This is a genomic window from Cellulomonas sp. HZM (assembly GCF_000708885.1).
In the GTDB taxonomy this organism is placed as follows: domain Bacteria; phylum Actinomycetota; class Actinomycetes; order Actinomycetales; family Cellulomonadaceae; genus Cellulomonas.
In genome coordinates, this window is record NZ_JEOE01000018.1 from 1 (window position 1) to 14,150 (window position 14,150).

A 14,150-nucleotide genomic window follows, 5' to 3' on the forward strand; every position below is an offset into this window, starting at 1 on the left:
CGCCGCCCGCCGGCTTCTACACCCAGAGCTGCCGCGGGCCCGTCGCCCTCCCGGTCGCCTCCCCCGCCCGCCCCGTCGTCGTCGCCGGGGCCTTCCCGGACGAGGACTCGATGGAGAGCATCACCAAGAACCGCCAGACCCCCGAGACGGTGCGCGCGATGGTCGCACGGGCCTACGGCCCGGACCTGGTGCCCACGGGCCCGGACGTCGAGTGGCTCGCCGAGCTGGGGCACGGCTGGTTCAACGTGGCCTACCGCGTGACGCTGCGCGACGGGCGCGACGTCGTCCTGAAGATCGCGCCGCCCGCGGACGTCGAGGTCATGGCGTACGAGCGGGGCGCGATGCGGATCGAGCTGGACGCGCTCGCGATGGTCCGCGACCGCACGGACGTGCCCGTCCCCGTCGTCGACCACGCCTCGACGGACCACGCACTCGTCGATGCCGACTGGTTCTTCATGCCGTTCGTCGAGGGCGACAACCTCGGCCTCGTCCGCGACCAGCTCGAACCGGCCCGGCGGGACGACCTCCTCGAGCAGCTCGGCGACGCCAACCGGCGGCTCAACGAGATCCGGGGCGAACGCTTCGGGCCGCTCGCGGGCCCGGGCTCGTCGTCGTGGCGCGAGACGTTCGTCGGCATCGTCGAGGACGTGCTGCGCGACGGCGAGCGGCGGTCGGTGGACCTCGGGCACCCGTACGACGAGGTGCGCCGCGTGCTGGCCGCGAACGCGCACACGCTCGACGAGGTCACCGAGCCGCGGTTCGTCGAGTGGGACCTGTGGGACTCCAACGTCATGGTGGCCGACGGCCGCATCGTCGCGATCATCGACCACGAGCGCGCGCTGTACGGCGACCCGCTCATGGAGGCCGGATTCGTCGGCACCGAGCTGCCCGACTTCGGCGACCCGGCACCCTTCGTCCGCGGCTACGGCCACGCGCCGACGACCGACGCGGAGCGCATCCGCCGCCGCCTGTACTGCCTGCACCTCGTGCTGGTCATGGTCATCGAGACCGCCTATCGCGGCTTCACCTCGGACCACGACGCCTGGGTCCGCAGCCAGCTGGCCCAGACGATGACCCTCCTGACCCCCTGACCCTCGGGCGGGCGGGAGACGGTCAGGCGAAGGGGTCCGGCGTGAGGGTGTACCGCGTCTCCAGGTACTCGCCGATGCCCTCCGCGCCGCCCTCGCGGCCCAGGCCGGACTGCTTCACGCCCCCGAACGGCGCCGCCGCGTTGGAGACGACCCCCACGTTGAGCCCGAGCATCCCCGTCTCGAGCCGCTCGATCATGCGCTGCCCGCGTGCCAGGTCTCGCGTGTACACGTACGAGACGAGCCCGTACTCGGTGCCGTTCGCGACGGCCACGGCCTCGTCCTCGTCGTCGAACGGGGTGATCGCCAGGACCGGTCCGAAGATCTCCTCGCGCATCAGCCGGCTCTCGCGCGGAACGTCGCTCAGCACGGTCGCCTCGTAGAACGTGCCGGGGCGGTCGACGGTCGAGCCGCCCGTGCGCAGGGTCGCGCCGCGGTCGACGGCGTCGCGGACCAGCTCGTCGGCCTTCGCGACCGCGCGGTCGTCGATCAGCGGGCCGATGGTCACGCCGTCCTCGGTGCCGCGGCCGACGCGCAGCGCGTCGACCCGCTCGGTCACGCGGCGCGCGAACTCGTCGGCGACCGATCGGTGCACGACGAAGCGGTTCGCGGCCGTGCACGCCTGCCCGATGTTACGGAACTTCGCGGCCATCGCGCCGTCCACGGCTGCGTCGAGGTCGGCGTCCTCGAAGACGACGAACGGCGCGTTGCCCCCCAGCTCCATCGACGTGCGCAGCACGCCGTCCGCGGCCTGCGCGAGGAGCGAGCGACCCACCTCGGTGGAGCCCGTGAACGACAGCTTGCGCAGGCGCGGGTCCCCGATGATCGCCTCCGAGACGGGCCCGGAGCTCGTCGTCGTCACCACGTTCACGACGCCCGCGGGCAGCCCCGCGTCGAGCTGCAGCTGCGCGAACGCGAGCGTGGTCAGCGGCGTCAGGGACGCGGGCTTCACGACGACCGTGCAACCCGCCGCGAGCGCCGGCGCGATCTTGCGCGTGGCCATCGCGAGCGGGAAGTTCCACGGGGTGATCAGGTAGCACGGCCCCACCGGGTGCCGCGTGACGATCATCCGCCCGGTGCCCTCCGGGTTCGCGCCGTACCGGCCCTGGATGCGCGCGGCCTCCTCGCCGAACCAGCGCAGGAACTCGCCGCCGTACGTCACCTCGGCGCGCGACTCGGCGAGCGGCTTGCCCATCTCGAGCGTCATGAGCAGGGCGATGTCGTCGGCCCGCTCCTGCAGCAGGTCGAACGCACGCCGAAGCAGCTCGGCGCGCTCGCGGGCGGGTGTGCGCGACCAGGCGGGGAACGCGTCGTGGGCGGCCGCGAGCGCGGCGAGCCCGTCGTCGGGCGTCCCGTCCGCGACCTGCTTGATCACGTCTCCGGTCGACGGGTCGGTCACGTCGAACCGGCGGGCGGCGGTGCGCCACGCGCCCCCGATGAGCAACCCGTCGGGAACTGCGTCGAGGATCGTGCGCTCGTCGGCCATGGCCGTCCTCCTGTCGTCGCGGCGAGGTACCGCTCCACCCTCGCCGCGACGACCCGCGGCCGCTACCGCAGCGCGGAGGAGTGGATCGCGAACGACGACGACTTCGCCGAGTGCGTGTACGTCGACGCGGCGATCGTGGCGTACACGTAACCCGTGTAGACCTTCGACGTCGAGAGCTTGAACAGTCCGCTCGAGGCGATCTTGGCGCTGCCCACGTAGGTGTACGTCGTCTTGCCCGACGCCTTGTAGTAGAACCGGACCGACTTCCCCGCGACGTCCTTGCCGGACACCGCGTAGCCGTACACCGTGCGCTTGGCCGACTTGGTCCGGCTCCCGCTCACCGAGGTGACCTTGAGCACCGGCGTCGTTACGACCTTGACGGTCGCGCGCTTGGTGGTCGACGGACCGCCCGTGACGGTGAGCTTGGCCGAACCCGTCCACGACCCGGCGGGGTACTCCTCCGGGCACCAGGTGAACGTGATCTTCTGCGAGCCGTTGACCGCGGGGTACGTGGTCCCCTTGATCGTCTGCTTCCCGCGCGTGAGCGTCCCCGCGACGAGCGGCGCGCCGGAGCCGTCGAGGTTCGCGGCCTGCACCGTCCACGTGTCGCGGCTGCACTTCGCGGAGCTCTTGACGAGCGTGTCCGCCTTGACCGTGAGGGTCGGCGTGAGCGCCTTGGCGATCGTGCCGCTCCGCGTCGCGGTGGCCAGCGTGTACCCGCTGCGGGAGCCGTCGCTGTTCTTGACGTACCTGATGATGCGCGCCGTGAGCCTCCACGACTTCCCGACGGGCACGACCGCGCGGCTGACGTCGCCTCCGCGCCCCGTCCAGCGCGTCTGGCCGGCCTTCAGCGAGGCGGTCGCGAGCGTGACGTCGTGGCCCGGGGTCGTGAGCTCGACGTCCGCCGTGAGCCCGGACGTGACGCCGCTCAGCTTGAGGTCGAACGGCACGTCGTAGCCGCTGCTGCCCTGTGCGGTGCGGACCGTCGAGGTGCTGATCGAGACCGTCGGCGCGGCCGCCGCGTCCGCCCGCGCCGGCACCATCAGCGCCGCGACCAGCGTCAGCACGCCGGCCACCGCGATCCACACCCGCTGCGGCAGGGCCGCGTCCCTCGTCGTCGTCATCCGTCCTCCTGCGCTCGTCGTCGCCGGACCGCGGGCGGTCACGACGGGCAGGGCCCCCTGCCGCACACACCATAGACGGAACAAGCGGGGCGAATCGTCAGCCGTCCAGCGCAGTGCGCAACCGCTCGAGCCGGGCGCCCAGCGGTGCCGGCACGCGGTCGCCGAACGTCGCGAAGAACTCCTGCGTGAGGTCGGCCTCGAGCGCCCACGCGCCGGGGTCGACGGCGAGCAGCGCGTCGAGGTCGACGTCCAGCCCGCGGGTGTCGAGGGCGCCGGGCGCGGGCAGCAGACCCACGGGACTCGTGACCGCGCCCACGTCGGTCCGCAGCCCCCGCGCACGGTCCACCTGGTCGACCACCCACGCCAGCACGCGTGAGTTCTCCCCGAACCCGGGCCACAGGAACCGGCCCGCATCGTCCTTGCGGAACCAGTTGACCTGGAACACCAGCGGGCGTCGGGCCGGGTCGAGCGCCGCCCCGACGCGCAGCCAGTGCGACCAGTGGTCGGCCATGTCGTATCCGCAGAACGGCATCATCGCGAAGGGGTCCCGGCGCAGCTCGCCGACGACGCCCTCGGCCGCGGCGGTGCGTTCCGACGAGATGGTCGCGCCCATGAACACGCCGTGCTCCCAGCTCTCGGCCTGCGCGACGAGCGGCACGTTGGTGGCCCGACGACCGCCGAAGACGATCGCGTCGACGACGACCCCCGCGGGGTCGTCCCAGCCGTCCGCGATCGTCGGGCACTGCGCGGCCGCGACCGTGAACCGGCTGTTCGGGTGCGCCGCGGGCGTGCCGGCCTCGGGGGTCCAGTCCGCGCCGGTCCAGTCGGTCAGGTGCGCGGGCGGCTGCGGGGTCAGCCCCTCCCACCACACGTCGCCGTCGTCGGTGAGCGCGACGTTGGTGAAGATCGTGTCGCGCTGCAGGGTCGCGATCGCCGCGGGGTTGGTGTCCTGGCCCGTGCCGGGCGCGACGCCGAAGAACCCTGCCTCCGGGTTGATCGCGCGGAGCTCGCCGTCCGGCCCGGGCCGCAGCCACGCGATGTCGTCGCCGATCGTCTCGACCGTCCAGCCCGGCAGCGTCGGGCGCAGCATCGCGAGGTTCGTCTTCCCGCACGCCGAGGGGAACGCCGCCGCGACGTGGTGGCGCCGCCCCTGCGGCGACGTGAGCCGCACCAGCAGCATGTGCTCGGCCAGCCACCCCTCGTCGCGACCCATCACCGACGCGATCCGCAGCGCGAAGCACTTCTTGCCGAGCAGCGCGTTGCCGCCGTACCCGGACCCGAACGACCAGATCTCGCGGCTCTCGGGGAAGTGCGAGATGTACTTGGTCTCGTTGCAGGGCCACGGCACGTCGGCACGGCGTCCTCCAGGCCCGACGAGCGGCGCGCCCACCGAGTGCACCGCGGGCACGAACGCCGCCCCGCCCTCGACGAGCGCGCTGACCTGCGGGGACACGCGAGTCATCACGCCCATGCTCACGACGACGTACGGCGAGTCGGTGACCTGCACGCCGAGCTGCGAGATCGGGCCACCGACCGGCCCCATCGAGAACGGCACCACGTACATCGTGCGGCCGCGCATGCAGCCGGCGAACACCGCGCCGAGCTCCGTGCGCATCGCGTCGGGGGCCCGCCAGTTGTTCGTCGGCCCGGCGTCCCGCTCGTCGGCCGAGCAGATGAACGTGCGGGACTCCACCCGCGCGACGTCCGCCGGGTCCGAACGCGCCAGGTACGAACCCGGGCGCAGCTCGGGGTCCAACGGGATCAGCGTCCCGGAGGCGACCATCCCCGCGACCAGCTCGTCGCGCTCGCTGCCGTCGCACCACACGACCGCGTCCGGCACGGTCAGCGCCGCGACGGCCGCTACCCACGCGTGGACGTCGCCGGTCGCGGCGGCGACGTCGGCGAGCGTCGTGCGCGCGAGGTTGGTGCGGCGGGGGTTGGCGGTGCTTGCGGTGCTTGCGGTCGGTGCGTCGGCGAGCGTGGTCATGGCGGTGTCTCCTCCCGAGGCCTCGTCGGGCCTCGCCGCCATCGTGTCCACGCCGCCCGCACCCGCGCCGGGGCTGCGGGGCGTCAAGGAACGCGATTCTTCCGCCGGACGTGAAGATCACGGTCTCTGCACGCGGATGCCGGGGCCGGGGGCGCGTGTGACGATCGCCCGATGGACCTGAGCCTCCTCACCCGTCCGACGAGCACCTCGCTCCCCCGCACGCTCACGCGCATCGCGCTCGGCGCCGGCCTCGTGTTCGCCGGCATCACGCACCTGACCGTCGCGCGCGACGAGTTCCAGGCGCAGGTCCCGGACTGGTTCCCGGTCGACGCCGACCTCACGGTGCTCGTGTCCGGCGGGGTGGAGATCGCGCTCGGGACCGCGCTCGTCACGCTGGGCCGCTGGAAGGTCGCCGTCGGGCTGGTCGCGGCGGCGTTCTTCGTCGTGATCTTCCCCGGCAACGTCGGGCAGTGGCTCGAGCACAAGGACGGGTTCGGACTGGACACCGACGGCAAGCGACTCGCGCGGCTGTTCTTCCAGCCGGTGCTGGTGGCGCTCGCGCTGTGGTCGACGGGCGCGTTCCGCGCGCTGCGCGCGGCCGCGCGGGACTGACGAGCCGACCGTGGCGCGCGCGGATGCGCACGCGCCACGGCCGGACCGGTTCAGCAGCTCCCGTTGTCCTGCCACACGCCCCACTCGCCGGTGGTCCCGGGCGTCTCGCCCTGGGTCCACCACTTCGCGGTGTAGTCGTGGCTCTGGTAGGTCACGTGGTTCCCGCCGACGTAGATCGCCGTCTTGCTCCACTGCGGCGCGGTGCACCCCGTGGGGGTGGTCGGCGTCTGCGTGGGGGTCGTCGGCGGCGTGGTCGTCGGGGGCGTCGCGCCGGCGAACTTCACGGTGAACTTGGTGAAGTCCCAGTCGTTCTGCGGCACGTTGCTGCACACGCTGTTGTCGGTCGTCCCGACGCACGCACGGTCACGGTTGACCGCCCAGAACGTGAAGCGGCCCAGGCCGTGGCTCGTCGCGTAGTCGAGCACCGTCTGGAAGTCCGACGTGTAGAACATCTCGCTGACGTCGGACTTGCCGTTCATGCCGGAGAAGCCCTCGTGCGCGTAGGCCGTGGCGCTGTCCCAGCCCATGTGGGACATGAGCAGGCCGTGGAACGCCTCGAGCGCCGCGACCTGCGACGAGCCCCCGTTGAACCCGCCGTCGAACGGCATGATCGAGAAGTTGTTGGGCGTGAAGCCGATGGACTTCGCCTGGTCCAGCAGCTGCGTGCCGAACCAGCCGGTGCCCGAGGCGGTGCCCGGCATGGTGACCGAGACGAACAGGCCCGGGTTGTTGGCCTGCAGGATCTTCGCGGCGCCCAGCTCGTTGGCGATCGCCGCGGTGTTCTCGTACTCGGGCTCCTCGAGGTCGAAGTCGATGGCCTTGAGGTTGTACTTGGTGATGACCTGCTGGTACGCCGCGGCGGTGGCTGCGGGGGTGCCGCACGTCTGCCCCAGCTTCGTGCCGCCGTAGCCGCCGACCGACACGGACACGTCGCCGCCGTTGGCGCGGATCCGGGAGATGGCGTTGGAGACGACGGTCTCCGAGTTGATCGACGTCGTGCCGTCCCACGTGGGCGAACACCCGCCGCCGTTGGGGGCGAGGATGAACGCGAGCTGGAACGCCTTGGCGCCGGTCGCGTTCATGACGGTCACGGGGTCCGGCGGGTTGTTGCTCTGCGGCATGAGGTACGGCGCTGCGGCGTACCAGTTGGTGCTGAGTGCGGCGTCTGCCGACGTTGCTCCGAGGACTCCGACGGCTCCACCGACGATGGTGGCAGCCGCGAGGCCGAGGGCGGCCAGTCTGCTCCGTTGCACGATCTGTCCTTCCTGAGGGGGCGCCCATGAGCGATATGGGCGAATCGCCAGTGTTGGACTAGACCAATTTGGGCGTCAAGAGCGTGAACTTTCGGCAACTTGCGTAGACATTCCGGACGATTGTCCAGACCAGTTCTGAGGGTCGCGGACGGTCCCGACCTCAGATCACCCCCGCCAGCTGCCCCACGACCATGCCGACGAACAGCGCCCCGGCGGCGTAGCAGACGATCAGCACCACGCCGCGCAGCCCTCGTCGGAAGGCCGACTCCCCGGTCGCTCGCAACCGCGAGATCCGCGGGTCGCCGTACGGGTTCCAGACCTCCGACGCGATCAGCGCGACCCACCGCCGCGGTGTCCCGACGACGACGAGGTGCGCGCCCCATCCCCGCCCGGGCAGGTACGCGCGCCAGATCCGGGCGGACCACAGGTCGACGGTTCTCCGCCCCAGCACGGTGTCCAGGGTCACCATGTCTTCGTCGACGGCGGCCAGCGCCGACGACCCCACGGGCAGCACGACGAACGGCCACGCGAACCCGAGCGCGAAGCCCAGCAGCATCGCGGTCGTCGGCTGCCACGAGGAGGCGAACCCCGACTCGTCGACCGGCCCGTTCTCCCAGGTGGCCTTCGTCGCCCGGCTGACGAGGATCGCCAGGAGCGCGAGCACGGGCAGCGCGCGCCCGAGGTAGAGGAGCCCGACGGCCACGAGCGGGCGCGGCCCGGCCTCCGAGTGTCTGCTCACCCTCCGACTCTCGGCGCGAGACCGGCGCGACTTGAACCGGCAGCGTCGACCAAGCGCTCCACGATCACCGCACCTGCCGGGGACACCGACGCGACGGTGTCTCCGTCACCGCGAGCGCGAGGCTTCGGGCCGAGAGCGCGCCGTTCACGTTCGACTCTCACGCCGAAGGGTTGCGCTCGTCGAGCGGGGCTGACGTCTACCTCTGCAGGTCAGCGTGAGCTCACGCGTTCGCGTGCAGGGTGACCTGGAGATCGGTGCCCGCGAGCATGTACTCGCTGCCCTCACGCGACACGACCAGCGCCACACCCACGAGCGCCGAGGGATCGAAGTCGTTGGGCACGCACTCGCGATCACCCCTGGTCGCCGACAGAAGGGTCAAGCGGTCGTGGTCGATGGCGTAGGTCCCTGACATCGCGTCGCACCCCGTCGAGCCGGACCAGCTTCCGCCACGCTCGAACGTGAGCGTGGGGAGATTCGCCGTCGCGTCGAAGGGTTCCCCCGCAGACGACGTGACGGAGAGCACCTGGCCCACCAGGCCGTCTGCGCCGGCAGAGGGCTCGGCCGCCGTGGCCGAGCACGACGAGAGGAGACCAACCACGACCGCTCCCAGAGCGACACCTCTCGGCCTCATGTACACCCTCCTCGAGTTCTCGGAAGGTAGCACCCACGGCTGCATCTCAAACGGCTTCCAGCTGCCCGGATGGCCTCGCTCGCCGCCCTCCGCGGAGGACCGCGACGTCGCTGCCGCCACCGGGTGACCTCGTCTGGCGCGAGAGCGCGTGTTCGGGCCGAGAGCGCGCGGTTGGCGTTCGACTCTCACGCCGAAGGGTTGCGCTCGGGGTGCGGCCGCCGAGCGAGGTGCGGCCGACGGACGAGACCGAACTGCTGACGGGCATCATGAATGACTTCGACACCTGGGAAAACGCACGGTTCTGCCTACGGTCTTGGTGCCGAGTTGGATACGACGCCTCACCTGCCACAGAAGTTAACTTCTGCCTCAGCAGTTGGGGCGTCGCAGGGTCAGCTCTCAGCATGCCGCCGCGGGCGCCGATGCAGGACCGCCGCAGCGACGGCTACGGGGCCGGCGCGGTCGCAGAGGGTTGCGGCGCGGTCACTGGGCTGCTCGTCGCGCCGAGGTTCGCTCCGGGCACGACCGGCACGTTGTCGACATCTGAGCGTTCCTGCGCCGCCAGACGCTGCTGGAGTCGCAGCCCTGCCAGCTCGGTCTTGAACTGCTCGTAGTCGGGAACCAGCTCGAGCGGCTCCTCATCGAGTTGAAACCTTCGGCGCATCGAGGCAAGTTCGGTCCGACGGGCGTCACCCTCGTCGGAGTCCTCGAGCGCCTTCTCGATCTCTCGGAACACCAATCGTGCCGCGTCTCGCCTGACACCGTCCTGATGATCGAGCAGGAAGCTCCGGACCAGACGATCGACTCGGTCGCGCTGCTGCGAGTCGTCCTCCAGGGCGCGGGCGTCGCGCAGCAGGTCGGCGAGGTGGCCGAGCAGCAACGCGAAGTTGGAGCTCGTCTGCTCTGCCGCGACGTGCAGCGGGTCGGTAGTCGCCATGTCTGTCGCGTGCTGGAGCACCGCAACGACTTCGCGGGCGAAGCCCACCTTCTCGATGTGCTCGTCGGGGAAGGTCACGGCGAAAGCCTTCTCTACTGCGTCCCACACACTCTGCGACTCGGCGAGCTGGCTGAGGAGCACAGCATCTGTCAGGCCGCGAGCCGCTTCGGCGTCGGCATGGAGCACCGTCTCGGCGTAGCGACGGGCTGCGGCCGCGGCGACTGGCAGCGCGATGAGGTCTTCCGGCTCTTCGACGGTTACGTCCGGTTCGACCTCGAGTCGAGTCTCGGCGCCGGCCCAGGCGTCCACCATCGCGATGAACTCCGGACGGATGTACGCGCGACGTCCTGCGGGGTTCTTCCTGAGTCTGCGCGCGGCGTCCTGGCCGGAGGTGTCTCCATCGAGCAGAACGACGCACGGAGGCTTCACCTCGTCGCGACCTCGTGCGAGGTAGACAAGGTACGGGATCGCGCTTGCGGAGCCGGCGGGCACGATGGTGACGTCGTTCAGGTTGAGTGTCTGGCTCAATCCGGTGGTGCCGTGCCGACGCAGGTGGGATGAGACGCCAGCTAGCAGTACCTGGTCTGCGAGCCCCTCGACGAACAGGTTCGATCCGCCGATGAATGCCGTCTCGGCGACGAACGGGCCGAGCGAGGAGCGCAGCGGTTCGTAGCCGTTCCGCGCGGCGTCTGTGACGACGCGCGTACCTTCGTCGTGGCTGCCCTTGTCGAGCACGCGAATGCGCTGCGCGGCGTTCCGGTTGATCAGGTAGGGCGAGTGCGTCACGTAGAGGACCTGCCCGCCGCGAGATCCGTCCTCCGGCAGGGCGAACTCCTCGAGGATGCGCAGCAGATCCTGTTGCCCCACCCCGGAGAGGTAGGCGTCCGGCTCGTCGAGCAGCAACAACTGCTCCCGCCCGGTGGGCACCGTGTTCGCTCGAAGCTGGACGTAGTACGACAGGAAGTACCGCAGACCTCGACTGCGTTCGGTGAAGGAGTACTCGGTCTCGGTGCGGTCGCGGACGGTGAAAGCCACCTCGTGCTCGCGGGGCGAGAGCAGCAGCTGGAAGTTGCGGTCCTGCGCCCACCATTTCGGGAAGTTCAGGTGGCGGGCGATCGCGTTGTTCATCTGCTGGATGATCGCGTTGACCTCGCCCTCACGCTCGGCGGCTAGGGCCGCGTCAAGGTCGCGGAACGAGGCAGGGTCGATCTTCGCGACGTCGATCAGGAGGCTGCGACCCAGCTGGTACTCCCTCTCGCGCTGCTGGAAGGCTTGGGCATCAACGACGGGCGTCCGGAACAGCGGGGTAATGGACTGCAACCATGCCTTCGACTGCGACTCGTTCGCGTCGGCGAGAGGCAGCGAAGTGAGAATGGTGCGCCGCCCGCTGCGGTTCGGCAGCGTGTCTTCTCCTTCTCCTGCGAGCCGGCGGATGCTCATGCTCGCAGGAAGGGCGACCTCGGTCTCGAGGCGGAACACATGGGGAAACACCGCGCGCAACTGGTTCTCTTCGTTGGAAGTCAGCGCTCGCTGATCCGGAGAGGTGCGCGTGAAGACGAACGACTGCCCGGTTCCCGCACGCACGTAGTACAACTCGTCCTCGCCGCTGTAGCCGAGCGCCTGCATGACCGACCGATCGTCCGCGGACTCCACCCGAAAGAGGCCGGCGAAGTCAGAGACACGCCTTTCGCCGCGCTCGACGGAGTACAGGTCGGAGTACCGGCAGAAGTCCTGCCGGTCGACGACGTCATCCGTCAGGAGGCGCTGGACAGCGTCCAGCAGGTGGCTCTTCCCCGACTCGTTCGCGCCGACGACGGCAGTAACGTGCGGGTCCACGTCCATCCTGACGAACGGGTACCAGCCAAGGTCGGTCTTCTCCCACGGTTCGGCGGTCGCCCTGGGGTGCGCCTTCCGCTCGTAGTCGAAGTTGAACGAGCGGAAGAAGCGGACGTACGTGCGTTGAAGCTTCAAGAGTCACTCTCCGCATCCGACGCGCCCCGACGAGCAGATCCTGTCACCCAGCGCTGACAGACCGGGCGGTGCAGGCTGAGGTGTCCGGCATCTCCACGCTCTGCCGAAGCCAGCGGTGGGTTCGCCCAGCTGACGCCCGCTCGAGCAGCCAGTTCAGGGCTACGTGCGGCAGTACAAGTCGTGGCGAGGACTTCGGCGGTCATCGCCCAGGTCCAACGAGACCTCCTCGACACCCATGGCTTGTGACCGGTTTCTTGTTACCTGATCCTTGTCACAAGCTCGACCATACGAGATCCCGCTCGTGACGTCACTAGCGAGAACCTGCCGTCTGGGTGGACAGTCAGCTGTCGAGCTCGCTGTACCGGACGAGCAGCGCGGCGGTGACTGCCAGAACCGCGTCGGCGTCCGCACGGGACCAGCGGAACTGGCTCGTGACCGCATCGTCATGGTTGGCCGCGGACGTCAAGCTCCAGGCGTCGTCAAACAGCGCGGCCCAGCGCTCGTCCTTCGACCGTTCTTGCCGAGCGGGCAGACCACTGGCTCTGGGTATCCCTGCGGTGCTGCGCAAGAGCTCAAGAACGTTCCGGCATGCACCGACGCACCGTTCCCAGTCTCGGTTCGCCCTCAACGTCTTCGCCTGTTGGAGGCGGTCTACGGCACGTCTCAACAGGGGCGCTGCATCACCGTGCGCGTCGTCCTCACCAAAGCCCGGCACCGGCACACGAACGTACATTCCGACGTGCGTGCCGAGCCGCTCAGTCAGTTCGGCCCAATGCCTGCCGGGGATTCGGTATTGAACGCTCTGAACTGCTGGTGGGACGGCTTCTCCGAGGAGAGTCGCGATCAGTTCAAGTTGTAGATCAAGGTCTAGACGTTCCGTCTGCGCCAACGACAGCACCTGGTGGTCGCTCAAGGTCAACGCCAGGTTGTTCGTTGCGCCGTCGCCCGGGTACACGAAGAGGGTGACGGGGGGCACGTCGCCAAGCCAATGCCAGCCGTCTGCGTCGCGGACGGTTCCCAACACCTGTATCAGTCGACCGCTGAGATGGTCACTCTGTGCGCCACACCGGTAGGTGAACGGGATCCGCAAGCGGTGGGCCCCACGGCCTGGCTCAAGGGTCGCGTCGCCGAGCTCCAGCCGCAGGACACGACCCTCGAACGTGAACGTCGTTGAGTACACCGACCCTCATCTCTCCCGCAGGTGACGTCGTTCGGATCGTAGAGGCGGCTGCACAGCCTGCTTCGACGAGTCGTCCACCCACCGCGCCATGGCCGGCTGATCACTCACGACCAGCGTGGCCGACGCCTGTACTCGACGCTGACCGGGATTTCAGCGGGCGACAAGGGGCGCTCGACCAGCGTTCGGACGTTGTAGGGGGTGACCTGCTCGTCGATGTGCTCGCGGGCGAAAGTCTCGGCGAGCAGCTCGTCTCCGTGAGTCCGGACCGTGTCGACGAGTCGGCTGACGAGCTCGTCGAGGCGCGCGACTTCACTCTCAGCTGCCACCAGGCGCTCGTGGACCGTGACCGCGCGATGCCCGCACCACTCCCGGAGGAGCTCGAGCAGTGGGCGGGTCGACTCGAGGTACCACTGCCACTCCCACTGAGCCGAAGTCGGCTCACTCCGGCCACCCGATGGTCGGAACGCGCCCCCGTTCGCGCACTTGTGACGAGCGACCCGTTCTTCAGAGTCCACGTGCGACAGCACCGCTTCCGTGTTCGCTCGGCACAAGGCGGCCGCGATCAGCATCGAACCGTGTGGCGAGAGCAGCAGTCCGTCCTCGTCCGATGTGTTCGCCACCTCCTGGACGATCGACGCAAGGGGAAGGCCGGTGTCGTCAGCGAATCGCTCAGGGTCAGGGATCCGCGTCGCCCAGTGCACGGGCGTCCACTCTGCCCACGCGAGTTCGGCGGGGAGCAGCAGGTTGTAGACGGCTTCGACGGCGGACGACTCGACTTCCGTGATGCCGTCGTGCTCCAAGCGGTCGAGTGCTGCCATGCGGGCATCGAACGTCTCCACTTGTGACCACGGGACCCGCAGCCGCCGACCGGGGACGTTCCGAACCTGGCCTGCGTCAGCCCCGTCCAGGAACTCGACCTCCACCCGCGAGCCGCGCTTGCGGTGATGAACGGACCGAACGCGCACCCTCTGAGAAGGGTCGCTGTCCCGCGTTCGATAGACCCAGAACTCACCGATATCCACGTCGGCAGTGTCCACCCACAGCCTGGCGCATCCAGGCGATCGCGATGGCCCGTACCCCGACGACAACAAGGGTCCGATGGAGAGGCTGCACGGCTGGCGTCTCAGGGATTGAGACCAGACCGC

At 69.8% G+C, this 14,150-nt stretch carries 11 protein-coding genes; 2 read left to right on the forward strand and 9 right to left on the reverse strand.

The features are described 5' to 3' along the window. Positions 1-1,091: phosphotransferase family protein (locus AW16_RS0110820; RefSeq protein ID WP_231496019.1), on the forward strand; the 1,091-nt coding region annotated here is incomplete at its 5' end. Positions 1,092-1,113: 22 nt separating this feature from the next. On the opposite strand, the gene AW16_RS0110825 is transcribed toward AW16_RS0110820, so the two are convergent. The 3 genes from AW16_RS0110825 to AW16_RS0110835 form a co-directional block, all read right to left on the reverse strand. Continuing rightward, entirely contained in the window at positions 1,114-2,574 is a 1,461-nt protein-coding gene (locus tag AW16_RS0110825) for an NAD-dependent succinate-semialdehyde dehydrogenase (protein ID WP_029290290.1), read from the reverse strand. A 62-nt stretch (positions 2,575-2,636) separates the two neighbouring features. Then, a complete protein-coding gene (locus tag AW16_RS0110830) occupies positions 2,637-3,698 on the reverse strand; it encodes a hypothetical protein (RefSeq protein WP_029290292.1) in 1,062 nt (353 codons plus the stop codon). A 97-nt stretch (positions 3,699-3,795) separates the two neighbouring features. Then, positions 3,796-5,685, reverse strand: a complete 1,890-nt coding sequence (locus AW16_RS0110835; protein ID WP_029290294.1) for a phosphoenolpyruvate carboxykinase (GTP) — start codon at positions 5,683-5,685, stop codon at positions 3,796-3,798. A gap of 171 nt (positions 5,686-5,856) precedes the next feature. Between AW16_RS0110835 and AW16_RS0110840 the strand changes: the two genes are divergently transcribed. Continuing rightward, positions 5,857-6,297, forward strand: coding sequence for a membrane protein (locus AW16_RS0110840; RefSeq protein WP_034648829.1), 441 nt, complete (start codon positions 5,857-5,859; stop codon positions 6,295-6,297). Between the two features lie 50 nt (positions 6,298-6,347). Here the strand turns inward: AW16_RS0110840 and AW16_RS0110845 are convergent, their stop codons facing one another. The 6 genes from AW16_RS0110845 to AW16_RS17745 form a co-directional block, all read right to left on the reverse strand. After that, entirely contained in the window at positions 6,348-7,550 is a 1,203-nt protein-coding gene (locus tag AW16_RS0110845; RefSeq protein WP_029290297.1) for a chitinase, read from the reverse strand. Positions 7,551-7,710: 160 nt separating this feature from the next. Next, positions 7,711-8,289 carry a hypothetical protein gene (locus AW16_RS0110850; RefSeq protein WP_156044141.1) on the reverse strand — a complete coding sequence of 193 codons (579 nt, stop codon included), beginning with the start codon at positions 8,287-8,289 and terminating at the stop codon, positions 7,711-7,713. Between the two features lie 220 nt (positions 8,290-8,509). After that, positions 8,510-9,040 (reverse strand): META domain-containing protein, encoded by a 531-nt coding sequence (locus AW16_RS0110855; protein ID WP_029290301.1) that lies wholly within the window; start codon positions 9,038-9,040, stop codon positions 8,510-8,512. A 322-nt stretch (positions 9,041-9,362) separates the two neighbouring features. Continuing rightward, positions 9,363-11,825 carry an AAA family ATPase gene (locus AW16_RS0110860; RefSeq protein ID WP_051681870.1) on the reverse strand — a complete coding sequence of 821 codons (2,463 nt, stop codon included), beginning with the start codon at positions 11,823-11,825 and terminating at the stop codon, positions 9,363-9,365. Positions 11,826-12,165: 340 nt separating this feature from the next. Next, complete coding sequence (locus tag AW16_RS0110865) at positions 12,166-13,005, reverse strand: hypothetical protein (RefSeq protein WP_029290304.1); 840 nt, start codon at positions 13,003-13,005, stop codon at positions 12,166-12,168. A gap of 104 nt (positions 13,006-13,109) precedes the next feature. Further along, positions 13,110-14,042 carry a hypothetical protein gene (locus tag AW16_RS17745; RefSeq protein ID WP_051681871.1) on the reverse strand — a complete coding sequence of 311 codons (933 nt, stop codon included), beginning with the start codon at positions 14,040-14,042 and terminating at the stop codon, positions 13,110-13,112. Between the last annotated feature and the right edge of the window lie 108 nt (positions 14,043-14,150).